The sequence below is a fragment of the Streptococcus oralis genome (assembly GCF_965111685.1).
Classification (GTDB): Bacteria; Bacillota; Bacilli; order Lactobacillales; family Streptococcaceae; genus Streptococcus; species Streptococcus oralis_B.
Window position 1 is genome coordinate 1,244,137 of sequence record NZ_OZ217340.1, and the last position, 24,653, is coordinate 1,268,789.

The following is a 24,653-nucleotide window of genomic DNA, read 5'->3' on the forward strand; positions in this document are numbered from 1 at the left end:
ATGCTAAAAACCTCAATCAAAACGATCGAGGTTTTTTTGAAGCTTCATCTTCTATCAAAACTTCTTCTTCCATAGCATTTTTTATTTTTTTGCCCAAAGATAATAACATTTCTACATCAGAGGGTTTGCTTGTCCCGAGAGGATTCCAAGTAGAAGATGATAAATTTTCATATTCCTTAGACCGAACTCGAAATTTAATATTATCCCCCTTGGTGTCTATGTCTACATTTAAAGCTCTCGCCCCCAGTTTAGGCTCCTTATTTTTTATCCTACAGAAAATAACTTCTCCTGATACAATCTCCTTTCCATCACACCAAATCCTAATATTTCTTCCAGATAATTCTACGACAAAATTCTTCACTAGACTACCTTGTATTTTTTTAATTAAAAGAAAACTAATACCAAAAAATACTAATACTATCGTATAAAGAAAAAGAGGTTGTGATTTAAAAAAATCATTCAGTTTTAAATAGAATATAGCCAACTGTATTCCCAATACAGGAAGCATGAGGAACATGGGAAAAAGGATACCAATTATTATATCTGATTTTGCTGTTGTCGCTGTAAATTCATATCTTTCCATCAATATCACCTTTATGACATTTCCTTTTTATAGGACATTAATCCCATACTAAGACGGATGCATCAGGGAGTTCAATCTCCCTTTCCCCTAGCAAAGATAAATTTTGAACTATTCTAAGGATATTGTACCACTATTTCTGCAAAAAATACCTTAGCAAACATAATCTCCTTCCACAGATACATCATCGCTTTATCGAGCGTTGGAGTTTGATTGACATGGTTCTCTAATCAAACTCCAGAACTTTATGATGAAAATCTTATGGAACAACTGGAGACACTTTATAAATTTTCTCTTTTCAATTATAAAGAAAAACCGCTAATCCTAAGAATAGCGGTTTAATCATGTTTTTAAGCTACTAAAGTAGTTGCTCTATTATTTAAGAGTAACTGAAGCTCCAGCTTCTTCCAATTTAGCTTTGATTTCTTCAGCTTCTGCAGTTGCAACGCCTTCTTTAACAAGTGCTGGTGCACCGTCAACAAGTTCTTTAGCTTCTTTAAGCCCAAGACCAGTGATTTCACGTACAGCTTTGATAACGCCAACTTTTTTGTCACCAGCAGCTGTCAATTCAACGTCAAATGAGTCTTTAGCAGCACCAGCGTCAGCAGCACCAGCTGCAGCTACAGCTACAGGAGCAGCTGCAGTTACACCAAATTCTTCTTCGATAGCTTTTACAAGGTCGTTCAATTCAAGGATTGAAGCTTCTTTAATTTCAGCAATAATGTTTTCAATGTTCAATGCCATTGTTATTTCCTCCAAATAAGTTTTTAATTTTATAATCGTTTTTCCGTAGCTAGGCTACGCTGCGTAGCTTAAGATTAAGCTGCGTCTTCTTTGTTGTCTGCAACCGCTTTGACTGCAAGAGCAACGTTGCGCACTGGCGCTTGAAGTACAGAAAGGAGCATAGAAAGAAGTCCTTCGCGGTTTGGAAGAGTTGCAAGAGCAACGATTTCTTCTTTAGATGCGACAGCGCCTTCGATTGCACCACCTTTGATTTCAAGTGCTTCAGCGTTTTTAGCAAAGTCGTTCAAGATTTTCGCTGGTGCGATAACATCTTCGTTAGAAAATGCTACTGCAGATGGTCCAACAAATACTGATGCAAGATCTTCAAGACCAGCTTTTTCAGCTGCACGACGCAAGATTGAGTTTTTAATGACTTTATACTCAACTTCGCTTCCACGAAGCTCACGACGAAGAACTGTATCTTGCTCAACTGTCAAACCACGAGCGTCTACAACGACGATAGATGCAGCAGCTTTCATTTTTTCAGCTACTACGTCAACTAGTTCCGCTTTTTTAGCAATAATTGCTTCACTCATTAGTGTGTTCACCTCCGTAATTATTTTGCTTGGGGAATTTTTCCAAAAGAAAAACGCGCCCAAACCTAGACACGAAAGTACAATACGCTTCTTTTTACATGATACGTTTTGTCCTCGGTAGGATATTTATGAGTCGAGCTCCCCTACTGTCTTAGGCAGTTTTTTCAAACCGTATATAAGTATAGCATAGACAAAAAAAGAATGCAAGATTTTTGCAAACTTTTTTTAAATTTTTTTAAATCTCTACTGTCAAAACTTTGCCTTGCTTAACCACCTGTTCTCCAGCGATATAAACATCATCGACATCACTGGATTTGACAGCATAAACCAGATGAGAGAGCATATTTTTCTGAGGTTGAAGATGGATTTTTCCTTGTGCTTGAATGACCAGAAAATCCGCTTGCTTGCCAACTTCTAGGCTTCCTATCTGCTTTTCCATTCCTAGAACCTTAGCTCCTTCGATCGTCAGTGCCTTAAGGGCTGTTTCGATAGGGAATTGGCTGGCATCTCCACTCTTCATTTTCTGAAGAAGGGCTGCGGTCCGTCCTTCCTCAAACATATCTAGATTATTATTGGAAGCAACTGAGTCAGTCGCAATTCCGACTGCTACTCCTGCTTTTTGCAGTTGGATGATGGGAGCGATCCCTGAGGCCAGTTTGAGGTTACTAATAGGATTATGGGCGATAGCCACATGAGAAGTTGCCAAGCGTTCAATTTCTCTCTCGTTTAATTCGACCCCGTGAGCAAAGACAGACGGATGATCTAAGTAACCTAGTTCTTCTAGAAAGGCGAGGGAGCGTTTGCCGTATCGTTTCAGGATAATTCCTGATTCTTCCTTGGTCTCTGCCACATGGATATGGATGGGAATGTCCAGTTCTTTTGCCATTTCTAAGCTTTCTTCTAGTAAATCTTTACTACAGCTATAGGTGGAATGTGGAGCTACCATAACCTTGAAATTTGGATTTTCATATCCTAAGATTTCCTCAATGATGGCACGTGTTCTGTTTATGGTCTCAGCAGTTGTTTCACCTTCTGAAGAAAAGAGGGTCGGTGAGAAATAACAACGCATCTTGGAAGCCTTAACTGCCTGATAAATTTGCTGGATATCCACACCATTGGGATTATACATATCGTTGAAGGTTGTTGTCCCTGACTGGAGCATCTCCGTCAGAGCTTCTTGGACTGCCTTAGTAGTCATGTCAGGAGTAAATCCTGCTTCTGCTGGCCAGATATAGTCATTGAGCCATTCATGGAGATTGCTGTCATCTCGGATCCCTCGCAAGCCTGTCATAGCAGAGTGGGTATGGCAATTGACCAAACCAGGCATAATCCAGGCTCCTTGATAGTCCATAATCTGCTCAGCTTGCTCTAAAATCTCTGGCTTCTCTTGACCGACATAGATAATTTGGGAGTCTTTAACGGCTAAGATACCATCCAAATAAACATGGAAATCTTGGTCACAAGTCACGATATTTACATGCTGATAGACTTTCATTCTTTTCTCCTTCTAAGACCATGATTTTTTCTAGCTATTGTAACAAAAAAGTCACCCGAAGGCAACTTTTTTTGTCCATAAGATTTCAAAATAGAAAGGATTATTCAGAGCTAAAAGCTGCAGCTTTCTGCATTTGGTAATACTTGCCCTTTCTAGCCATGAGGTCATGATGGTTACCTTGCTCAACAATATCACCATCTACCAAGACAAGAATCAAATCCGCATCCTGAATAGTTGACAAACGGTGAGCAATGATAAAACTTGTGCGCCCCTTCATGAGTTTGGCAAAAGCATCCTGAACTAGCACTTCTGTCCGTGTATCGATGGAGGAAGTCGCCTCGTCTAAGATAAGAATCTTAGGGATAGTTAGAAAGACTCGGGCGATGGTTAAGAGCTGGGCTTGGCCGACAGAGAGAGATTCTCCTGCATTTTCCAACTTAGTATCGTATCCCTGCGGCAACTGTTGGATGAAAAAGTCTGTATTGGCTGCTTTGGCAGCAGCAATCACCTGCTCCCGACTGGCTTCAGGATTTCCAAAGGCAATATTGTCATGAATGGTCCCTTGCTTGAGCCAGGTTTCCTGTAGCACCATACCAAACTGCTGTCTCAATGATGCTCGGGTATAGTCATAAATCGAGTGACCGTCTAGCAAGATATCTCCCGAGTTAATAGGGTAAAAACGCATGAGGAGATTGATGAGGGTTGATTTGCCAGCACCTGTAGGACCAACGATGGCCACCTTGCTACCAGCAGGAATATCAATGGATAAATCCTTAATCAAAACCTTCTCAGGATGGTAGCCAAAAGAAACATGTTTAAAGGAAATAGCTCCCTTGACTTGGTCACTGGTCAAAACTTCCTTACCTGTTTCAGCAACCTCAGGACTTTCTAAGACAGCATAGACGCGCTCTGCACAAGCGAGAGCACTTTGCAACTCAGCTAGAACTGAAGAAATATCGTTAAAGGGCTTGGTGTACTGCTGAACATAGTTCAAAAAGGTCACTAAACGTCCGATAGTCAAGGTTGAGCCCATCATGATACGATAAGCTCCCACTCCAGCTAAAAGCGCGTAAATGAGCGCATTGACAAAGCGAGTCGAAGGATTGACTGTTGAAGAATAAAAGATGGCTGACTGAGAATAGCCTGCGTAGTTGGCATTCGCCTCATGCAATCTTTGGATAAACTCTCCTTGAGCATTAAAGGACTGGATAATGGTCTGTTGGCTAAGCGATTCTTCAATCAACTGAGTCTGAATTCCCCTGGTCTCTGTTTGTTTCTGGAAGAGATGATAGGAGCGTTTGGCAATAAAGCGTGAAATCATCATAGACAGCGGCGTCAACAGCAAGACCAAGAGGGTCATAAGGAGGTGGATTTGAAGCATAGCTAGAATACTAACCAAAATCATCAAGACACCAATGAAAAATTGGTTAAAAATCATGGTCAAGCCAGCTGCCAACTGTTCGATGTCTGTGGTTACCCGACTAACCATCTCTCCACTGCCCTGTCGATCCACAAAAGCAATTGGTAAACGGTGGAATTTATGGATGATTCGCTCTCGCAAGTCTTTGGTATAAGAAAAGATTAGGCGATTATAGAGGAGAGGATTGGCCCATTGTACCAGAGTATTTCCTATGACTACCAAGATCATCTGGATAAAAATCTGCCAAAAAACTGGTGATGAACCAGCCACCAGGACTTGGTCAATGACCTGCCCAATCAAAATAGGAAGATAAATTGATAAACCAACTTGGGCAATCGTTCCTAGAAAGGCTAGGAAAAGGAGGAAGGGATGGCTTGCTAAATCCACGGCTAAACGTTTGAGCGTCTGGTTTGCAGTTTGTCGTCTCATGCTAGTCCTCCTTTCCATGTTGGGATGCATTGATTTCGCGATAGACTTGGCTAGTCTTCATCAAGTCATCGTGCTTGCCAACAGCTAGCAACTCACCTTTTTCCAAAAGGAGAATCTGGTCAGCCATCTGAAGTGTCGAAGTCCGTTGAGAAATCAAGATTAAGCTCGTATTTGGCAAATTTTCTCGGATAGCCTTCAATAGCTTGGACTCAGTGATGGTGTCGAGGGCCGAGGTCGCATCATCTAGGATGAGAAATGGTGCTTGTCGCAAGACTGCTCGTGCGATAGACAGACGTTGTTTTTGCCCACCTGAAAAATTTCGACCTCCTGCTTCAACTAGGGAATCCAAAAGTCCTTCCTTTTCACTGACAAAATCCTTAGCTTGCGCAATCTCCAAGGCCTGCCAGAGTTGCTGGTCAGATATTTCTTGATTTAAACCCAAAGTCAAGTTGGAACGAATAGTTCCTTTAAAGAGTTCGACTTTTTGGGGCACATAGGCTATCCAAGACCGCCACTGCTCCAAATTAAGAGGACTACGTCCATCTCGATAAAGGTCAATGCTTCCCTTGTCTACCGGATAAAGACTAAGTAAGACTTGCACCAAGCTTGATTTTCCAGAACCCGTTCCCCCAATGATACCAAGGATTTGTCCTTGAGTCATATCAAAGGAAATGTCTCTCAGAGAAGGCTGGGCCGCATCAGGATAAGTAAAGGTCAATTCTTGGACTTGTAAAACCTGATTACTGGTAGCTTGCTTTTGTTCTAACTCTGAATAGATGTCTTCTGGAGTCTCAGCAAAGACTTCCTCGATTCGCTTAGCTGAGATATAGGATTGGTTGAGAGAATTTATCAGAATAGCTAGCTTGACCAATTCCACCAAAATCTGCAAGAGATAGTTGATAAGGGCAATGAGAGCACCTTGGCTGAGTAAATCTCCTTGTATAGAAATATATCCCTGCCAGATGATGACGAGAAGAGTTCCATTAACAATCAGATAGGTCAGAGGTGTTAGTAAACTGGACCAGAAACCCGTCTTTTCTTGTAACCTAGCATAGACTTGGTTAAGGGTTTGAAAAATCTGTAATTCTCGTTTTTCTTGCCCAAAGGCACGAATAACCCGCATGCCTTGTAATTGCTGGCGTGTTTCCTGAACCAGTTGGTCCGTTTTCTTTCTCAGACCGCTGTAGAGAGGATTGACCAGACGAGAGAGCCCTACAATAACGACTGTCAAAAAAACAACCATGACCAAAAACCAAAAAGTCAGCTCAGCTGAGATGCGATAGGCCATAAAGATTGCACCAAAAACGATAATAGGTGCTCGCAAAAAGAGACGCAGGAATTGATTGATGCCAGTCTGTATCTGGTAGGTATCCGAAGTCAAGCGGGTCACCAAGCTAGAAGTTGTCAAACGGTCTCTGCTGTCCTTAGATAAAGAAAGAATATGCCGATAGAGGTCGTTTGTCAATTCCTTGGCAAAACCTACCGCTGCCTTGGCTGAATAGAATTGAGCAATCAAGGCTACTAAAACGCCAATCACTGCAAAGATAAGGAGTAAGCCAATCTGCATCCAGAGATGACCTTGATCTCCCTGAGGTAAAGATTCGTCAACAATCCCAGCAATCACCATGGGAACCAAGAGCTCAAAAACAGCTTCTAGTAACTTGAATAAGGGAGCTAAAATGGATTCTTTGATATAGGGTTTGAAGTAAGATAGTAAGTGTTTCATAGATCTCTTCTATTCTTATTCTGGAAATGAAGAAAGTGGGAAGCGCCCACCCTCTCTGTTTTATTTGTTTAAGTATGGCAATAAATAGCCATATCCTGCTTTTTCCATCTCATCCTTGGCTACAAAACGCAAGGAAGCCGAATTGATACAGTAACGGAGGCCACCTAACTCACGAGGTCCATCTGTGAAAATATGACCCAAATGAGCATTGCCTGAGCGAGAACGAACCTCGATTCGCTCCATCCCATGGCTCAAGTCCTTGTAATAATGAATCAATTCCTTGGAAATCGGACGGCTAAAACTTGGCCAACCACAACCTGAAGCAAACTTATCCTTGGCAAAAAAGAGTGGCTCGCCAGTCGTGATATCTACATAAATCCCTTCTTCAAAAGTTTGGTCATAGGCATTACTAAATGGAACCTCTGTAGCAGCTTCTTGGGTGACACGGTAGGATTCCTCAGTTAAGCTTTCCTTCAACACCTCTTGACTAGGCTTTTCATAGTTAGATGCGTCAATCAATGGATTCTCAGCATCGGTCACATCGATATGACAGTAACCTGAAGGATTTTTCTTGAGATAGTCTTGGTGATAGTCTTCAGCCAGAATATAGTGGCGAAGTTTCTCCACTTCTACTGCAATCTTTCGACCTAGCATGCGTTCCTGCTCCTGCACCACAGTGTAGATAGCTGGCAAGTCTGCTTCATCTTGGAAATAAATCCCAGTACGATATTGACGACCACGGTCATTCCCCTGCTGGTTAATAGACAAGGGATCGATAACTCGGAAATAATAGAGCAAAATCTCTCTGAGTGACACAGCTTTCTCATCATAAATCACTTGAACAGTCTCTGCATGGTCTGTTTCCTTGAGCAACTGGTAATTGGTCGTTTCGACTTGCCCATTAGCGTAGCCGACACTGGTTGCCAGCACTCCAGAAATACGGGAAAAATATTCCTCTAACCCCCAAAAACAACCACCTGCTAGATAAATTTCTGCCATCTTTATTTCTCCTTTATCAAGTTTTTAACTAGACTTCTTTTCAAAAAAAGGACAGGAAGCCCCCTAGTCGAGACTTTCCCCATCCTATCCTCTATTTCTTTACTTTGTTTCGACACGGACACCTTGGGTATCAACTTTTAAGTCATGCAATTTCCCTTTAAAAGACTGCTTTTGCAATTCTGCCTTAATCGTTGGCATCTTGTCATGAGAAGCCAGAACCATAACTGTTGGTCCAGCACCAGAGAGGTAGGTCGCATAGGCACCATTCTCTTTGGCTACTTGCTTAATCGTCGCAAATTCTCTCACTAGTTCCTGACGATAGCGTTCGTGGAAGAGGTCTCCCTCAATCGCTTGGCCAGCTATCACCATATCTCCTGCTAACAAGGCTGCAACAGCAACATTGGCGATGGAACTAGCCGCAACTGCTTCCTTGTAAGACAATTTCTTAGGCAAGACACCGCGGCTATCTCGGGTACGCAATTCATAGTTTGGAATGTAGGCTAGGAAATCACATTCTGGGAAGTCTGCTACGATAGCAGAGACTTTCCCTTCAACAGAACTCGCAACAACGAGATTACCATAGATAGCTGGAGCCACATTGTCAGGATGTCCTTCAATCTTGGTCGCCAACTGCAATTTGTCATGTTCAGATAAGTTGAGCTTGCCCAGTTGATTAGCCAGTTCAATCCCAGCAACGATAACCGAGCTAGAAGAACCCAAACCACGCGCCAAGGGAACATCGCTGGTCATTTTCAAACGTCTCGGTTGCAAGTCAGGTGCAATTTGCAAAGCAATCTTGAGCAAAAGATTACGCTCGTCGTGTGGTATCCATTTGCCAATCTGATGTTCAATCAGCCACTCATCCCGTTCTTCACATACCTCAATTTGAAGATACTTGGTTACAGCTACACCGACCGAGTCAAAACCTGGCCCAATATTGGCACTGGTTGCAGGTACAATAATCTTCATCCTATTCTCCTAGCACCTTGAAGGTATTCAAGAGGTCGAATTCTGAAACCTTCTTCAATTCAGCTGAGACATTCTCAAGCTGGGCTTTATTAATCTTGTGTGTGATGATGACGACACGCGCCTTGTCACCCTCTTTGCCATCTTGGAGGATTTGCTTGAAGGAAATATCTTGGGCATTAAAGATTTCAGCCAACTTTAAGACCTGACCTTTTGAGTCTGGAGCCAAGATTGAGAAGTAGTAATTTGCTTTGATATCTTCAGGATTGGCCAAGACCAATTCACGACTATATTCGTTGAAGTCTTTACCAATGGTACCATCATTCAAGCGACGAACAATACGGACAATATCTGCTACGACACTTGTTGCAGTTGGTTTTTGACCCGCACCTGGTCCGTAGTACATAGACTCACCGATGCCGATAGATTCTACAAAGACAGCATTCATCACGCCATTCACACTGGCAAGTGGATGCGCTTTAGGTAGGAAGGTTGGAGTTACTTCTGCAGCAATTCCTGAAGGAGTTTCCTCGATAGAACCAACCAATTTCACTACATAGCCCAAGTCTTGGGCTACAGCTACGTCTTCTGGTGTGATGTTACGGATTCCCTTGTGGGCTACATCGTCAAAGGCAACCTTCATACCAAAAGCAAACTGGCTCAAAATCACCATCTTGTAGGCTGCATCAATCCCATCAACGTCATTTGTAGGGTCGCTTTCTGCAAATCCTAGTCTTTGCGCTTCAGCCAGAGCATCATCATAAGACCAGCCTTCTTCGACCATCTTGGTCATCATAAAGTTAGAAGTTCCGTTAACGACACCAAGAACGCGCGTGATTTTATCAGAAGCAAGCGAATTTGCCAAGGTACGAAGAATTGGAATCCCACCAGCAACTGCAGCTTCGTAGTATAGTGCTACATTATGCTCTTTAGCGATTTCTAACAATTCTGCACCATGAACAGCCAAAAGGTCCTTGTTAGCAGTAACAACGTGTTTCCCAGCTTCTAAGGCACGAGTGATAAAGGTCTTAGCTGGTTCGATACGCCCCATCAATTCCACTACGATAGTAATGTCCTTGTCTGCTAAAATATCATCTACATTGGTTACAAAGTTAAAGTCATTTCCTGCTGCAAGCAAGCGGTTCTTTTCATCTTCATCCTTGACCAATACCTTTGCTACTTCAATCTCAGAATGAGCTGACTGAACGATTTTTTCTCCATTTTCCTTTAGTAGGAATGGCACACCACTTGCAACGGTACCAAATCCAAATAAAGCAATTTTAACTGTCATGTTTGTCTCCTAGAAATTTTCTGATATAGCCATTATAACAGAATTTTGTGAAAATTCCTATTATAGTAAATCACTATTTCAGTCTGATAAAGAAAAAACGAATCCCATGATTCGTCTTTCTTGATAAATGAAAATTGATTTTAAAAATTATGAACGAATCTTTTGCAGACCGAGAACTGCATCGTGATTGATCAAGATTTGCCCATACTCTTGCAAGACTGAACGACTGATATCACTGTCGTCTGCGAACTCACGCATACGAGCCAAGAGCCAGGCTGGATATGGACTTGGATGATTTTCTACATCGACTAAGATTGTCAAATAATAGTGTCCATTCATCTTATAGAGTTCAGAGGTTTCCATCTGATAGTTAACCGTCTTTGCAAAAGCAACTAAGTCAGCAAGGCTTGCAAAGCGCAGGATATAGTATATATAAGGTTCTTTCTTACTCTCAGTCTCCTTGTCTGCCTGCTCTTGCTCTTCTTCCTTTGCTTCGACCTGCTCTAGAGATTGGATGGCCTCAATATCGTCCTTGGTTTTATCTGCAATACTCTTTTCCAAGGTTTTGAGAAATTCATCCGGCGACATTTGGGCTAATTCTTCCATGTCTGGTAGATCCGCCAAATCTTCAAAATCCAAATTTTGGTCAATCTTGGACTTGGTCACAAAGACGTCGACCTTATCAGGTTTTGGCGTCACGCGGAAACTCAGCATGCCACTATCCAAGAAATTGTCTGGCATCTCTAACTCATCTAAAATCGCATAGAAAAACTCTTCGGTTTTTTCCTGAGGAACGAGAAAGTCTGCAATCTCCATTCCCCGATCCATCAAATCATCTAAAGTCATCGTGATTTTCAGTGTTGTATCACTGATTTGTTTCATCTTCATATCTAGTAACCTCATACTTTCAGTCTATCTATTATACTAGATTTTTACGATTTTATCAAAAGAATGAAGCGAGAATGTGATATAATACTAGATATGATTTTAGATTTAAGAAAGAAAGTTCAATGAAAAATATAAAAGTAAATGCCTTGGCCAGCTTGCTGGTCAATATTCTCAATATCGTTTTTCCGCTGATAACTAATCCTTATCTGACGCGGATTCTCAGCAAATCCAATTACGGTTATTTCAATACAGCCAATACCTGGGCAAGTTTCGTTATTCCACTAGCTGCCTTTGGAATATACAACTACGGGATTCGAGCTATCAGTAAGGTCAAGGATGATAAGAATAAAATCAACTACGTCTTTTCTAAGTTGTTTTATATCTCGGTTTTCACCTCTCTCCTGACCACTGGTATCTACTTCCTCATTATCTTCTTTGACACTAGTATTGAGAATCTGAAAGTCCTCTACTACATCCTAGGGGCTCAAGCACTCTTCCAATTTCTCAATATCGAATGGATGAACGAAGCTTATGAAAACTATGCCTTCATCCTCTATAAAACATTAATTATTCGAATTACCATGCTGGTCGCTATCTTCGCCTTCGTTAAAACGGCAGATGATATCGTTCCTTATGCTATCGTTATGACAGCGACCACTATCCTCAACTACCTGCTCAGTTTTCTTTGGATTAAGAGAGAAGTTTCTTTTGTTAAGATTGGTTTCGTCGAATTAGCTAAAGCTTCTAAACCGCTCTTCACTATGCTTCTCTTAGCAAACGCTAATATGCTTTATACCTTGCTAGATAGAATGTTTATCACCAAGGGACCAGATGAAAACTACATTTCTTATTATACAATTGCCTATAGTATTGTCATGTTGATTGCCAGTGTCTTAAGTGGAGCTATCAACGTCAGTATTCCGCGCCTTGGCTACTATCTCGGTAAAAAGGATTACAAGTCCTATAATTATCTCGTGAATCAAGCGGCATCCTTATTCTATTTCCTTATGGTTCCAACTAGTATCGGGATTATGATATTGGGACGGTACGCAACTGTTATTTATTCTTCTGAAAAATATCTTGAAGCGGGTATCGTAACTAGCGTCTTCGCTTTTCGTACCATCATTTGGGCTATTGAGTTGATTCTTGGTAAACAGATTATCTTTATCAACGACCATGAAAATCGCTTAACTGCCTTCTACTTCCTTGGTGGTGGTGCCAATATACTATTAAATAGCATCTTGTATTTCAATAATATTTTTGCACCTGAGTATTACATCGCTACGACCATTATCGCAGAAACTATCGTTGTTTTACTTGAAATTCATTTTATTAAGAAACACCAACTGATTAGTTTAAAAGAAATTTTTATAACCTTAACACGTTATAGCCTCATATCCCTTGGTTTTATCCCAATCTTCTATATTTTCAAGATGATTTTCCAAATCAATTCCTACACAATAAACTTCAATATGATTCTCATGGTTCTTTCTACCGTAGCAACTTGTGGTATCTATTACCTCTTGACCCTCTTTATCACCAAAGACAAAACACTCAACTATGCACTGAACCTTGTACTTGCTAAATTAAAACGAAATTAAAAAATCCCCTACTGATAAATTAGTTGCCAGTAGGGGATTTCTTCTTTATTCTTTTTCTTTCTTATCAGAAGCGTTGGCTTCTAGATTTGAATCTTGTTTAGGTTGTTCAACAATAGAGGAATTAGCTTCTTGTTTCTGTTCTGGCTTGACTGCATCGCTATTTACAGCAGCAACAGCCTGTTTCCAGATACCTTCTTCGTTTACTTTGTAACCATCAGGTGTTATTGCGTTCTTCAACAAAGAACCATCAGCTTGGAAATAGTACCAATTACCATCAAGCTGTTCCCAACCCGTTTGCATAGCTCCTGATTCATCAAAGTAATAATGATCACCATTTACTTTATGAAGGCCAACCAACATGATGCCATCTTCAGGATTTAGATAATACCAGACGCCTTTGTCTTTTATCCAACCAATTTTCATGGCTCCATTTGATTCAAAGAAACGATAATGATTATCAAACCATTTCCAGCCAGTTTGCATGGCACCAGATTTGCTAAAGTAATATTGCTTACCATCGACTTGATGGAGGCCGACTAACATAACGCCTTCCTTACCTTCAAGATAATACCAGGCATCACCATCTTTCAACCAACCAGTTTGGAGTGCACCAGATGTAGCATAATAATGCCAAGAATCATTTGACCACTGCCATCCAACTTGCATAGTACCTGCTGAGCTGAAGAAATAGTTCTTACCGTCAATTTCTTTAGAGCTGACTGCCATGATACCTGTTTCTTGATCCAAATAATACCATGTTTCTTGATCTTTCAACCATCCAGTTTTCATAGCACCTGAGGTCGTATAGTAGTACCAGCTATTGTCTTGCCACTTCCAGCCAGTCTGCATGGCACCACTAGCATTCAAATAGTAACGAACACCATTTATATCTTGTCTGCCAGTTAACATGATGCCATCTTTATCCAGATAATACCATGTTTCTTGATCCTTGATCCAGCCAGTTTTCATAGCTCCAGAACTTGCAAAATAGTTCCAGTGACCATCAACAAAGGCCCAGCCAGTTTGCATGACACCTTCTTGATTAAAGTAGTACGTGCTTCCATTGATATTCTTTTTACCGACGGTCTTTAGCCCATCCTTATCATAGAAATACCAATCTGAATCAATCTTTTGCCAAGTTGAAGGCTTACCTGCTGTTTGGAGTGCACCACTTTCGGTAAAGAACAGCTTCTCGCCATTATAGACTTGATGTCCTGTTAGCATCTTCCCATCTGCCGCAAAGAGATACTTTTTCCCTCCAATTTCAGAGAGCTCGCTAAATCGTCTAGCACCATTTGATTGGATATAATACCAAGAGTCATCTAGTTTGAACCAACCACCGGTTTGCATTTTACCATTTTGGTTCAAATAGTAATCGTTCCCTTTGGCGTTTTCTCCCCAATCGTCGTTAAGGTGAAGCCAGCGGCCTGCTTGCATTTGTCCTTTTCCATTAAAGAAGTAAGTGGCTCCGCCAATCTCTCTCCAGCCGATAGCCATTTCTCCGTCAGTCAAACGATATTTCCAATAGCCATCTTCTTGATACCATTTTTCGTCAACTACAGGGATATCAGGGAAGGTATTTGAAACATTAGCAAATCCTTTATCGCTAATATCAAAAACGGTAGCATCTTGAGTTTGGCTAGCAGCATGAAGAACCTGAATATTTTTCTTCTGAAGGTATTCTCTGGTTGAAGCAACATTAATATCACCACCAGTTGTCTGAATAATCATTTTTGGTGATAAGTTTTCAAGGAAATTAATCGTATTTGAAATTGTCGCATCATAATGGTGGTTCCATTTCATCATATCAACCTTGCCGATAACTGGACCTAACTTATCTTCTGCTCCTTCAGCATTATCCAAATCTCCACCAAGATAGATTCTCTTTCCTGCCACAGTCACTACTGAAACAATGGAGTTGGAGTTATCATCTCGAACTTTTTTCAGATTCCCGTCAGTATCATATTCATTCTTATAGTTGTAGAGCTGGATATCCATATCACCTAATTTTAGATGGCTATCCTCATCTGAAATATTCTGGATAAGAGTAACTCCTCGTTTTTGAGCTGCTCTCAAAGCATTATCATAATTGAAAAGATTATCCCATAGTCCCCAGTTTGCTGTAATCCGATCATCTGAATATTTTTTCAAATAAAACTTACCGACCTGATATCGATTGAGTATTTCGTCCGCTCCACCAATATGGTCACTATGGACATGAGTTCCTATAATAAAATCTAATTTTTTTACACCTATTTGATCCAAGTGGCGAATCAATCGATCCTCCAATACTTGATAATTTCTCATGGAAATTCCCCAGCGACTTGGATAGCGTGGGTCACTCCCATCAGGGAAATCATAGTCTTCTCCCATATCAATCAAAGCATAGTGACCATTACTTTCCAGAAGGATGGCGTCACTCCCAGATTTTGCTTTAGTATTTATGAAATGGATACGATTGCCAGAATCTGCAGAGATGGTATCTGCATCTACTCCTTGCGATAACTGAATCAGTAATAGAAAGGATGCGAGAACGCTATATCTAACTGATTTTAATAACCATTTATTTTTCACCTTGAAAACTCCTTTATCTTAACAATAAGCAACTTTTACTAATCTAATCAATCCAGTAATTTTTATCCCCTCCTGGGACTTGCTGCTCAATAGGGGGTGGAGTCATATAGTTTTCTCCAAATTCGTAGACAAGTACTTCATGGTATTTTTTAGGAACCTTGACTACAATGTCTTCATAAGGAATATCAATCAAATCATAGAGCCATTCTTTTTTTATGCCATTTGGATAATAAGGATCATAGATAGTACAAGTAAGATCTGTTGCTTGATCTACTCTATACTTCAAAGCAAGGCTCTCTAATTTTTGATTCCATAGCTGTGGGGAAGTTAAGCGGAAAATAGCTGACCCCATATAACGAGGGAGGTTTTTAAGTCCACCATTCTCAGACTTGATCCCTTTAAAATTCAAAGAAGAAAGGCGAACGAAATATTTGTAGAGTTTCATTTTCTTACGGTCACTTTCCTGTGTTACAACACCATCATATGGAAAAATGTCAACGCAAGTTCCCAATACTACCGTTGGGTCCACGAGGTTAGCATCTCGACGTGTCCTTACATCATAGACTCTCATATAACTGTATGGATATCCCTTTGTTTCTCTGAATGAAATCAATTTATAGTAGGGATGATTTTCATTTTGTAATACCTTGTACAGTTTTTCAAATTCATCACGCGCTAAGGAAATATCTGTATCATCATCCCAAGGAATAAATCCTTTATGGCGTACAGCTCCTAGTAAGGTTCCAAAATCAATAAAGTATTTGATTTGATGTTGTTCACAAAGCTCATGTAGATACTTTAAAATATCCAATTCTACTTGCTTGATTTCTTCAAGAGTTAAAGTTCTTTCAGACATAGGTTCTATTCTCCTAAATTTGACTATATTTTTAAACGTTTCTTAATCCCAATCCCGTTTGTTATTTAGACCTTTTAACAATCTTCCATAATTTAAAATTATGATGAGATACTCTTTGTTCAACCGGTGGCAATTGCATATAGTCTCCGTAGTCTGAGGTCAAAATTTCATGATAATTTTTCGGAATGGTAAATTCCTTACCTTCAAATCTTCCAGTAGTAACTTGTTCCAGCCATTCACGTCTCCACACTGGTTTGTTCATATCCTTGTAGATAAGATAATCCACTTGCTCATAATCTGAGACTTTACGGGATTTTGCAAGCTCTTCAATCTGGGCAACGTATTTGTTTGTATTGGTGAAATAGAAAATAATAACTGATACATAGCGTAGTAGTGAATTCAATATACTTTTTGTATTGGTAATGCCTTTAAAGGTGTAGCAACTCAATTGACGTTTCTTTATCAGTTTTGTCATCTTATTTTTAAATTCTACGTCATCCTCGTAGCCATCCACAGGGAAAATATCTACATAGATTCCCATATTCGAATCGATGCGAACATCTTCTTCCAACAAGTAAGTATAGTTATCCTGCACTTTCATGAAGGGATAGACATAGTTGAGATTATTTTTATAAGACATGACCTCGTAACGTTCATCAGGGTTAGCGATAAGGTAGTCTTGCAACTTTTCATAATCTTCTCGTAACATGCAGATATCCATGTCATCATCCCAAGGGATAAATCCTTGATGGCGAACAGAACCAATTAAACTTCCATATGCTAAGAAATACTTAGCCCCAATTCTGTGACAAACTTCATGAATATACTCCATGATTCCAAGTTCCATCTGTTGAATTTCACTGACATCTGTTACTTCTTGATACCGAACTCCTTCATTCTGTTTGCAGACTACGAGTCCAAAGCCAATCACTAGCCAGAAAATGATATTAATAAAGTTGGTTGAATACATAATCTGACTTTCAAATAACTGACCAAACAAGATACCGAAGAAAAGGATCATAATCAATTTATCAGTATTTTTCTTGGAAACAATCAAATAAGTTAAAAAGCGCTTGATGACATAAGCCAGTATAAGAAGGAAGGATACCAAGCCTAGAACTCCTGAACTGACAAATATGGTCACAAAAATGTTATGGAAATTCCCACCGATAAGAGAGTTTTGAATCTCAAATTTACTGAAATATTCTGTATAGTAATCTGGAACATTTCGTACACCATAACCAAAAATTGGTTTGGCACTTCCCATCTTGATGGCATTTTTCCAGATATAGGTTCTACCACTTGGTGTTGTTTCAATCAGATGGAGCTCACCATTCTTCTTAGTGACAGACGAATCTGTTTCAGCATAGGATTGTCCTTTGTTTAAATCTAAGACAGTCGCAGTTTCAGATGAAATATAGATTGAAGTTATATAGCTTAATCCAATATTAGTTGCAGTAATCAGCAAACCAGCAACTATAAAAGTGAGGAATCGTTTAACGATACTTCCTCTAGTAGCAAAGAAACTATAGAGTCCAATCATGAGAAGCAAAGAAAGTAAGGCTCCTCGACTTTGCATCGTTGCGAAGTAAACTAATTGAATCACATTGTTCAGTTTAAGATAAACAGAATATTTACTTCCTTTATGGATCAAATACATAGCCAAAATAATGCTAATGTATGAAAATATCGCACTAGCATTTGGATTGACAATCCCCCACAGACGTCCATTCACAACACCATAGTAATACGATTGTTCGCCAATTTTAAATAGGATAAGGACTCGACTTATTAATAAACCAAACGCAAAAATTGCTGAAGAAAAAGATACAATTTGAACCGTATAGGCAATCCAATCAAATAATTTTTTAAGTTGCCCTGATTGTAACATGGTAAATAATAAAACATAGGTTACCATGAAGAGGATTTCAATCACATTTCCAATCAGATGTCCAGAGCGATTGAAAATAGCTGATAGCAGATGACTTCCAGCCAAGAGTCCAAATAAGGATAGAAATTTGCGATCTACTGTGATTTCTTTCCACTTAAACAATAAGGTATAGCAAATATAAAGCACTACAATCGCTGATAATCCCTTGTAGAGGGGATTTGCTATCTTATAAACCAGTGAACTCATACTTAAAATCGAAATAAAAACAAATAGATATGCAATCCATAGTTTTGATTTTTCAAAGTATTCATCCAATTTTGAAAAATTCATTTTCAACTCCTTCTCATGATATTAGTTTTTTAATCCAACAATTTTCTTATATAGCCATGGAGAAATGACAAGTGAAAGGATCGCTACCTTGCGAAAAGTAGTGAAATAAGCATCCTTCCATATTTCGCGTCGATGTTGAACAATCCAAGTCCTCAGCTCGGCTTTCTCCTTTTGATACTCTTCACGTGAAGTAAAGATAATTTTATCGTAAACTGTGATGTACGACCAACATTCTCTATTTATTAATTCGTATTTTAAATTAGGGAAGGCTTGTGAAACTTGAGCAATTATTTGCTGGTAAACTTCTATTGTGTCAAATACATATCGATTAACAGATGTAGTTGCACTTCCCTCACGATGATCATAATAATAAACAGGTTTATCAATAAATACGCAACTGCATCTTGTCTTTAGTAGCAATTCAGTTAAAAATAGGGCATCTTCAGCTAGGTGATAATTTGTATTAAACTTTTCATCCGCAATCAGGTCTCTCTTAAACAGTTTTGCGACTGGAAAAAATGACGTTCTGGTAGTCATCAGTAGTTCCTTCATGGTTTCTTCTGTTGACCAGAGTTCTGTTTTTCCAGAATGTGGAGGTAGGTCTATTACAATGCCATTTTTGATATGGTGTAGAGGAGCAATTACAAAGCCTACATTCAACCCTTCAACTGCACTTAATAAAGTAGCTAGGTAATCTTGGGTAACGAAATCATCGCTATCAATAAAGGTAACCCAAGAACCCGTCGCTAGCTGAATTCCCATATTTCTAGCATTTGAAACACCAGCATTTTCGATATGATAAACCTTGATATTCTCATACTGAGATGCCAAGTGGTCACAGATCTGTCCGCTGGAATCAGTAGAACCATCATTGATTAGGATTAACTCAAAATGGGCATAAGTCTGTTGAAGAATTGACTCCACACATCGCTCCAGATAGGTTTCTACATTGTAGACCGGAACGATAACGCTTATTTTTTCTCCCATCATGCTCCATATTCTCCCTTGTATTCTGTATAAGACTTATCCATATCAGCTATGACAGCATCATGATGCGGTACTTGCTTGTCCGCTGGCGGCGGTGTCATATAATCCCCAAAAGCAGTGCTGAGATAGGCATCATAGCCGACTGGGATGGGCATCTCAGTTCCATCAAATGGCAAGAAAAGATTGTCTTCAAAGGATGCGATTGGGTACTTGTTTCGCATGTAGCCGGGACCTGAGCATAATTCTGTGATTCCATCGCTCTCAGCTAGACTGTACTTGGTCATTTCTTTCTCAGCTTTTTTCCAAATGCGATAACGGAGAGATTTGGGCGTCAAACCGAGTAAAATGCGACTCCCCCATTTCATCACTGCCCCATGCTTTTCTGGGATAGTTTGGGCACAAAAAAGGGAATAGATCAAGGCCCAGCGAACTTGTTTCTTACGCTCAGCTGGATTTTTAGGATAATAATCTAAAGGTAAAACATCCAAGGCTAAACCGTGTGGCAAATCCAAATCCTTCTGATAAGGCTTGATACAAGTGGTTTCCTTGTCACGAATGGTAATAAAAAGGTTACGGTCTACAAAATCCTTGTGACTCTTTGACAAGAAATAACGCTCATCTGCATAACGAGGCCACAGTTCAACTAATTTTTCATAGTCCTTGCGAGGCATGAAAAAGTCTAGGTCATCATCCCAAGGAATAAAGCCCTTGTTACGAAGGGCGCCAATGGCTCCTCCACCACAGAGATAGCACAATAAATCATGTTCTTTACAAAATGCGACGAAATATTCAGCCATTTCCAGACTACGAGCCTGAATCGCTTTCAAATCACTCATGTCTCTCCTCTTCTGTACAATAACGAGTTATATCGTTTTATTATACCATAAAAATGCCCTAAAAATCCATCAGATACTAAGAAAAATCAAAGCCTAAACCACTTTTTCACTAGTGATTCAAACTTTGATTTTCATTTATCGCCTCTTATCTCATCCCCATTTGAGCGAGTTTGGTCTGGTATTTATTTTGATCGACTAGAAGACCTTGCCCGCCATAGACATCATAAGCGTCTACCCAATCACCAAGTTCGGGAACAGTTAATCTTTCGATACCATTCTGAGCGCCTTCTATGACAGATAAACCATTGGTCAACAAGAAGCTATATGGTAGATTTGTTGAAGTCATCGCAAAGACTTTTCCAAGTGCCTCTGATCCTGTAAAGAGCTTGGTTGGATCTTTGATCTGCTCAAGAACAGCTGACATGACTTGTTGCTGACGTTTGGTACGACCGTAGTCCCCTTCATCATCATCACGGAAGCGAGCGTAGTTGAGCAAGGTGGATCCATTCATCTGCTGTTTTCCAACTTTGATGGTTTGGGTTGGCGACTCAGTCTCTGTTGCATGAAGGTCGTCTCCAACTGTGGCTTCTGTCAAAGGTTGACCATTCAATGTTGAGAATTGAGCATCAATCGTTACCCCGTCAGGGAAAAGGGTATCAATAGCTGTTGCAAAGGCTTGGAAGTCAACTAGAGCATAGTACTTAATATCCAAATCAAAGTTGTCTTTTAGAACCTTGCGGACCATTTCAGCCCCTTTTTGCCCTTCTTGTTCCCCAAGTTCATAAGCAACATTGAGTTTGTTATCCATCTGTTTCTGGCCATTTACAATCTTACTGTAGCCGTCGATATAAACTAAGTTGTCACGCATAAAGCTGACTAGTTTAATCTTCTTATCCGATCCACTGACATTCAGTACCATGATTGTGTCGGTACGGGTTTCTGCACTATTTTGACCGATACGGCCATCTGTCCCCATGACTAGGATATTCACACCATCTTTGGTATCCTGACCGTTAAAGACCTCTACTTGAGCTGCCTTGGCGTCAGCTGGCTTATTTGTTGGATTGGCTGCTGACTGGAACCCTCGAAGAAACATAAAAATCATACCTGCAACTACACAGGTAATCAACAGCAAGAACCAAGTCAGTATTCGTTTGAAGCGAATTCTTCTCTTTTTCTTTTTGACTTTAGGTTGAGGAGCTACCTTTTCCCGTTTCTTAGACCGGCTTCTACTGCCATAAGTCGGAAGATCAATATCTCTACCCCAGGTTTCTTCTTTTTCTTCTTGTTGGAAATGGTGAACTTCAGACTTGGGACCTGCCATTTTCTGTTGCAGATAGTCAAACTCCCTCCGTTCACGTTCGTTGAGGTAATGAATATTTTTGAAGAGATAGTCATAACGTAACTGCTCGTGATGACTTAAAGGATTTTCTTTGCTCATTGACTCTCCTTTTCTATATCAGTTATGGTAAAAATCGGGTAGGTTCCCAGTGTCTTGTGCTGAATTCCAATGGCTTCTAGTTCTTGTCTGGCAAAATGAACCAGTTCTTTGTCACTATAGTCTACATCGATAATGAAAAAGTATTCTCCCAAGGCTGTTTTAAGGGGGCGACTTTCAATCTTTGTTAAGTCAATCCCTCTCCAAGCAAAGGTCGAAAGTGCCTTGTAAAGAGCACCAGGTAGATTGTCTGGTAAGGTCAAGGCCAAACTCATTTTTTCAGCTTGCGAGTTCAAAGGAATCATTGGTATCTCTGCCCCTAACACCCAAAAACGTGTGAAATTGGCTTCCATCTCCTGAATATCCTCTGCAATCAATTCCAAGCCATATTCTTCAGCTGAACTTTTAGGAGCAATGGCTGCGTATGGCTGGGCTGGATGTTCCGAAATAAAGCGAGCTGCATAGGCTGTGCTTGCCGTCACTTCAAGCTGGGCTTCTGGATAATGCTCCTCTATGAATTTTTTTCCTTGAGCCAAAGCTTGAGGGTGTGAAAAAATCTTTTCAATCTTAGTATGACCAGGAACTACCATCAGTTGCTGATGAATGGGCTGGACGATTTCTGCAACTGCTTGGATGCGAGCCTGATGAAAAAGATAATCCAAACTTTCATGGACACTACCTTCAATGGAGTTTTCAACAGGTACCACAGAATAATCCACCAAGTCTTGCTCATAAGCCTTGATAACATCTGTGATATTGGCAAAAGCCTGCAATTTCTCTTTGGGAAATGCTGTCTGCACAACATGATGCGAAAAAGATCCCTTGGGACCTAGATAGGCAATTTTCATCTCAGTTCCTCTATAATTTCCTCTGGGCTTAACTTGGTCACATCCAAAACCCGACTGGCTACTTCCTCATACCAAGCTTGTCTTTCATGGAAAATAGCTGCCAGTTCTTCCTTGCTTTTGTTAAGAAAAAGCGGGCGCTGATTGTCCTTATCAGCTGCGATACGTTGGTAGAGGGTTTCAAAATCGGCTTTTAGATAAATATTATCAGGATTAATCTTTAACAAGTCACGATTTCTCTGAGAAATGACAACTCCTCCGCCAGTTGACACAACGTGATCCGTTTTTAGTAAGTCAGCTAGCACTTCTGACTCTACTTGACGAAAGGCCTCTTCTCCCTTTTCAGCGAAAAAATCCGCAATGGACATGCCCAAACGTTCCTTGATCAAAGCATCCATATCGATGTAGTCTGGGTCCAATCCTCTAGCGATTGTAGATTTGCCCGCCCCCATAAATCCGAGTAATACCTTAGCCATGAATCAAGCTCTCCAAATCACCAAAGAAGTTAGGATAGCTGGTATTGATGGCTTCAGCACGGTCAAGCTCCACTTCTCCGCCCCTTACTAGAAGGCCCGCAATAGCAGTCATCATTCCGATACGATGGTCACCAAACGTGTTGACTCTAGCGCCATGAAGGGATGATTTTCCTTTGATAATCATCCCTTCTGCTGTAGGAGTGATATCCGCTCCCATGCTATTTAAGGCGTCAGCCACCACCTGAATGCGGTCAGTTTCCTTGACCTTGAGTTCCTCAGCATCCTTAATAACTGTTACACCTTGGGCTTGCGTCGCTAGAAGGGCAATAATAGGCAATTCATCAATCAAGCGTGGAATCAAGGCTCCACCAATCTCTGTTCCTTTCAAGTCTGAAGACTCAACAGTCAGGGTTGCAGATTTTGCGACTGGATCGATTTCAGTTATTTCCAATTTTCCACTCATAGCACGAATGACATCAATAATACCGGTACGTGTTTCGTTGATGCCCACATTCTGCAGCACCACACGAGAATCTGGCACAATCAAACCAGCAACTAACCAAAAGGCTGCACTGGAAATATCTCCTGGAACGATAACCTTTTGTCCGGTCAATTTTTGTGGTCCTGTGACGGTAATCGTTTTACCATTCACACTTAAATTGCCACCAAATTGCTGAAGCATATCTTCGGTGTGGTTACGAGTACATTCTTTCTCGATAATAACTGACTCCCCCTGAGTCTGCAAAGCCGCAAAAATCAAGGCAGACTTGACTTGGGCAGAGGCGATTGGCAACTCATAGTGAATTGGTGTTAGGTTTTTAGTGCCTTTCAAGTGCAGAGGAGGCAAGTCCCGCTCTGTTTGACCAGAAATGCTGACTCCCATTTTTTTCAAGGGAAGGGTCACACGGTCCATAGGACGTTTGGATAGACTGTCGTCACCGAACATCTCTACTTCAAAATCTGCCCCAGCAAGTACACCTGAAATCAGACGAATCGAGGTTCCAGAATTCCCCATGTCTAAAGCATTTTTAGGAGCTTTTAAACCATCCATTCCCACACCTTGAATGGTAATGACCCCATCTTTATCCTCAATTTCAACGCCAAGGTCACGAAAAACCTGCATAGTCGAGAGCACGTCCTCACCACGCAGAATATCATAAATCTTGGTTTCTCCCTCAGCCAAACTTCCAAAAATAATCGAACGGTGGCTGATAGACTTATCACCTGGCACTCGGATACTGCCATGTAAGTGGCGAATGTTTGTTTTTAGTTTCATAGTTGACCTCATACTTGCAATACTTTTCTTATTTTATCACAAAAAAGCCAGAAATTCCTGAAATTTCTGGCTTTTATACAGATAAAATACTATTTCAATAATTCCGAAACAGGTTCAAAGACAATTTTTTCAATGTCTGAAAGGTAAATGGACAATTGTTGCTGTTTGGCAAAGAAATCTGACAAAAGAGCGTTCTCTTGGAGTTGTTTGCTGAAAGACTGCATCTTTTCTTGGAAAGAAGCATCTGGCATTTGTCCAGTTTGCGCCATGACTTGGATTTCTTGCTGGAAGGCAAGGTAATCTGCAAAAATCTTGCTGGCTTCCGTATCAGCTTGAATGGCATCTTTAGCTGCCTTAACCGCCTTGTATTCTGGTAATTCGCGTAACCCGCGACTAAGTTCATTTGCACTATCGTAAATATTTGACATGA

Annotated in this window: 21 protein-coding genes and 1 other annotated feature; of the genes, 1 reads left to right on the top strand and 20 read right to left on the bottom strand. The window is 40.4% G+C overall.

Going from position 1 to position 24,653, the window contains the following annotated elements; genetic code table 11:
* Positions 1-16: 16 nt before the first annotated feature.
* The 10 genes from ACLV7H_RS06590 to mecA form a co-directional block, all read right to left on the bottom strand.
* A complete protein-coding gene (locus tag ACLV7H_RS06590; RefSeq protein WP_411866715.1) occupies positions 17-583 on the bottom strand; it encodes a hypothetical protein in 567 nt (188 codons plus the stop codon).
* A 372-nt stretch (positions 584-955) separates the two neighbouring features.
* Positions 956-1,324, bottom strand: coding sequence for a 50S ribosomal protein L7/L12 (gene rplL / locus ACLV7H_RS06595; protein WP_045590943.1), 369 nt, complete (start codon positions 1,322-1,324; stop codon positions 956-958).
* Positions 1,325-1,398: 74 nt separating this feature from the next.
* The gene (gene rplJ, locus ACLV7H_RS06600; RefSeq protein WP_001287274.1) at positions 1,399-1,899 is read right to left on the bottom strand and encodes a 50S ribosomal protein L10; all 501 of its coding nucleotides are present in this window, start codon (positions 1,897-1,899) and stop codon (positions 1,399-1,401) included.
* Positions 1,900-1,937: 38 nt separating this feature from the next.
* Positions 1,938-2,073: a sequence feature (ribosomal protein L10 leader region), on the bottom strand.
* Between the two features lie 61 nt (positions 2,074-2,134).
* On the bottom strand, positions 2,135-3,394 hold the full coding sequence (locus ACLV7H_RS06605) for a TRZ/ATZ family protein (RefSeq protein ID WP_411866716.1): 1,260 nt from the start codon (positions 3,392-3,394) through the stop codon (positions 2,135-2,137).
* Positions 3,395-3,494: 100 nt separating this feature from the next.
* Complete coding sequence (locus tag ACLV7H_RS06610; protein WP_045590937.1) at positions 3,495-5,243, bottom strand: ABC transporter ATP-binding protein; 1,749 nt, start codon at positions 5,241-5,243, stop codon at positions 3,495-3,497.
* A 1-nt stretch (position 5,244) separates the two neighbouring features.
* Positions 5,245-6,969 carry an ABC transporter ATP-binding protein gene (locus ACLV7H_RS06615; protein ID WP_411866717.1) on the bottom strand — a complete coding sequence of 575 codons (1,725 nt, stop codon included), beginning with the start codon at positions 6,967-6,969 and terminating at the stop codon, positions 5,245-5,247.
* Between the two features lie 60 nt (positions 6,970-7,029).
* Positions 7,030-7,968 (bottom strand): peptide-methionine (R)-S-oxide reductase MsrB, encoded by a 939-nt coding sequence (gene msrB / locus ACLV7H_RS06620; protein WP_411866718.1) that lies wholly within the window; start codon positions 7,966-7,968, stop codon positions 7,030-7,032.
* Between the two features lie 99 nt (positions 7,969-8,067).
* Positions 8,068-8,937, bottom strand: a complete 870-nt coding sequence (gene thrB, locus ACLV7H_RS06625; RefSeq protein WP_045590933.1) for a homoserine kinase — start codon at positions 8,935-8,937, stop codon at positions 8,068-8,070.
* A 1-nt stretch (position 8,938) separates the two neighbouring features.
* Entirely contained in the window at positions 8,939-10,225 is a 1,287-nt protein-coding gene (locus ACLV7H_RS06630) for a homoserine dehydrogenase (RefSeq protein ID WP_045590932.1), read from the bottom strand.
* A 147-nt stretch (positions 10,226-10,372) separates the two neighbouring features.
* Positions 10,373-11,113, bottom strand: a complete 741-nt coding sequence (gene mecA / locus ACLV7H_RS06635) for an adaptor protein MecA (RefSeq protein ID WP_000782704.1) — start codon at positions 11,111-11,113, stop codon at positions 10,373-10,375.
* 122 nt (positions 11,114-11,235) lie between these two features.
* Here mecA and ACLV7H_RS06640 point away from each other — a divergent pair, with 122 nt between their 5' ends.
* Positions 11,236-12,714 carry an oligosaccharide flippase family protein gene (locus tag ACLV7H_RS06640; protein WP_045590930.1) on the top strand — a complete coding sequence of 493 codons (1,479 nt, stop codon included), beginning with the start codon at positions 11,236-11,238 and terminating at the stop codon, positions 12,712-12,714.
* 45 nt (positions 12,715-12,759) lie between these two features.
* Here the strand turns inward: ACLV7H_RS06640 and ACLV7H_RS06645 are convergent, their stop codons facing one another.
* The 10 genes from ACLV7H_RS06645 to ACLV7H_RS06690 form a co-directional block, all read right to left on the bottom strand.
* Entirely contained in the window at positions 12,760-15,288 is a 2,529-nt protein-coding gene (locus ACLV7H_RS06645) for an MBL fold metallo-hydrolase (protein WP_411866719.1), read from the bottom strand.
* A gap of 43 nt (positions 15,289-15,331) precedes the next feature.
* Positions 15,332-16,144 (bottom strand): phosphorylcholine transferase LicD, encoded by an 813-nt coding sequence (locus ACLV7H_RS06650; protein ID WP_045590928.1) that lies wholly within the window; start codon positions 16,142-16,144, stop codon positions 15,332-15,334.
* A 61-nt stretch (positions 16,145-16,205) separates the two neighbouring features.
* Positions 16,206-18,365 (bottom strand): LicD family protein, encoded by a 2,160-nt coding sequence (locus ACLV7H_RS06655; protein WP_045590926.1) that lies wholly within the window; start codon positions 18,363-18,365, stop codon positions 16,206-16,208.
* Between the two features lie 21 nt (positions 18,366-18,386).
* Entirely contained in the window at positions 18,387-19,355 is a 969-nt protein-coding gene (locus ACLV7H_RS06660) for a glycosyltransferase family 2 protein (protein ID WP_045590924.1), read from the bottom strand.
* Positions 19,352-20,188 (bottom strand): phosphorylcholine transferase LicD, encoded by an 837-nt coding sequence (locus ACLV7H_RS06665; RefSeq protein ID WP_045590923.1) that lies wholly within the window; start codon positions 20,186-20,188, stop codon positions 19,352-19,354. Before ACLV7H_RS06665 ends, ACLV7H_RS06660 begins: the two co-directional genes overlap by 4 nt.
* A gap of 145 nt (positions 20,189-20,333) precedes the next feature.
* Complete coding sequence (locus tag ACLV7H_RS06670) at positions 20,334-21,629, bottom strand: LCP family protein (protein WP_411866720.1); 1,296 nt, start codon at positions 21,627-21,629, stop codon at positions 20,334-20,336.
* Positions 21,626-22,474, bottom strand: a complete 849-nt coding sequence (pheA, locus tag ACLV7H_RS06675; protein WP_045590920.1) for a prephenate dehydratase — start codon at positions 22,472-22,474, stop codon at positions 21,626-21,628. The genes ACLV7H_RS06670 and pheA overlap by 4 nt, the downstream gene beginning before the upstream one ends.
* Positions 22,471-22,947 (bottom strand): shikimate kinase, encoded by a 477-nt coding sequence (locus ACLV7H_RS06680; RefSeq protein WP_045590919.1) that lies wholly within the window; start codon positions 22,945-22,947, stop codon positions 22,471-22,473. Before ACLV7H_RS06680 ends, pheA begins: the two co-directional genes overlap by 4 nt.
* The gene (aroA, locus tag ACLV7H_RS06685) at positions 22,940-24,223 is read right to left on the bottom strand and encodes a 3-phosphoshikimate 1-carboxyvinyltransferase (protein WP_227945984.1); all 1,284 of its coding nucleotides are present in this window, start codon (positions 24,221-24,223) and stop codon (positions 22,940-22,942) included. The genes ACLV7H_RS06680 and aroA overlap by 8 nt, the downstream gene beginning before the upstream one ends.
* Before the next feature lie 89 nt (positions 24,224-24,312).
* Positions 24,313-24,651: a YlbF/YmcA family competence regulator gene (locus ACLV7H_RS06690; protein ID WP_045590915.1), complete on the bottom strand. Its 339-nt coding sequence runs from the start codon at positions 24,649-24,651 to the stop codon at positions 24,313-24,315.
* Positions 24,652-24,653 lie beyond the last annotated feature (2 nt).

Coding starts and splice junctions, on each gene's coding strand:
- ACLV7H_RS06590 (WP_411866715.1), bottom strand. CDS start 583: ATGGAAAGATATGAATTTACAGCGACAACAGCAAAATCAGATATAATA.
- rplL (WP_045590943.1), bottom strand. CDS start 1,324: ATGGCATTGAACATTGAAAACATTATTGCTGAAATTAAAGAAGCTTCA.
- rplJ (WP_001287274.1), bottom strand. CDS start 1,899: ATGAGTGAAGCAATTATTGCTAAAAAAGCGGAACTAGTTGACGTAGTA.
- ACLV7H_RS06605 (WP_411866716.1), bottom strand. CDS start 3,394: ATGAAAGTCTATCAGCATGTAAATATCGTGACTTGTGACCAAGATTTC.
- ACLV7H_RS06610 (WP_045590937.1), bottom strand. CDS start 5,243: ATGAGACGACAAACTGCAAACCAGACGCTCAAACGTTTAGCCGTGGAT.
- ACLV7H_RS06615 (WP_411866717.1), bottom strand. CDS start 6,969: ATGAAACACTTACTATCTTACTTCAAACCCTATATCAAAGAATCCATT.
- msrB (WP_411866718.1), bottom strand. CDS start 7,968: ATGGCAGAAATTTATCTAGCAGGTGGTTGTTTTTGGGGGTTAGAGGAA.
- thrB (WP_045590933.1), bottom strand. CDS start 8,937: ATGAAGATTATTGTACCTGCAACCAGTGCCAATATTGGGCCAGGTTTT.
- ACLV7H_RS06630 (WP_045590932.1), bottom strand. CDS start 10,225: ATGACAGTTAAAATTGCTTTATTTGGATTTGGTACCGTTGCAAGTGGT.
- mecA (WP_000782704.1), bottom strand. CDS start 11,113: ATGAAGATGAAACAAATCAGTGATACAACACTGAAAATCACGATGACT.
- ACLV7H_RS06640 (WP_045590930.1), top strand. CDS start 11,236: ATGAAAAATATAAAAGTAAATGCCTTGGCCAGCTTGCTGGTCAATATT.
- ACLV7H_RS06650 (WP_045590928.1), bottom strand. CDS start 16,144: ATGTCTGAAAGAACTTTAACTCTTGAAGAAATCAAGCAAGTAGAATTG.
- ACLV7H_RS06655 (WP_045590926.1), bottom strand. CDS start 18,365: ATGAATTTTTCAAAATTGGATGAATACTTTGAAAAATCAAAACTATGG.
- ACLV7H_RS06660 (WP_045590924.1), bottom strand. CDS start 19,355: ATGATGGGAGAAAAAATAAGCGTTATCGTTCCGGTCTACAATGTAGAA.
- ACLV7H_RS06665 (WP_045590923.1), bottom strand. CDS start 20,188: ATGAGTGATTTGAAAGCGATTCAGGCTCGTAGTCTGGAAATGGCTGAA.
- ACLV7H_RS06670 (WP_411866720.1), bottom strand. CDS start 21,629: ATGAGCAAAGAAAATCCTTTAAGTCATCACGAGCAGTTACGTTATGAC.
- pheA (WP_045590920.1), bottom strand. CDS start 22,474: ATGAAAATTGCCTATCTAGGTCCCAAGGGATCTTTTTCGCATCATGTT.
- ACLV7H_RS06680 (WP_045590919.1), bottom strand. CDS start 22,947: ATGGCTAAGGTATTACTCGGATTTATGGGGGCGGGCAAATCTACAATC.
- aroA (WP_227945984.1), bottom strand. CDS start 24,223: ATGAAACTAAAAACAAACATTCGCCACTTACATGGCAGTATCCGAGTG.
- ACLV7H_RS06690 (WP_045590915.1), bottom strand. CDS start 24,651: ATGTCAAATATTTACGATAGTGCAAATGAACTTAGTCGCGGGTTACGC.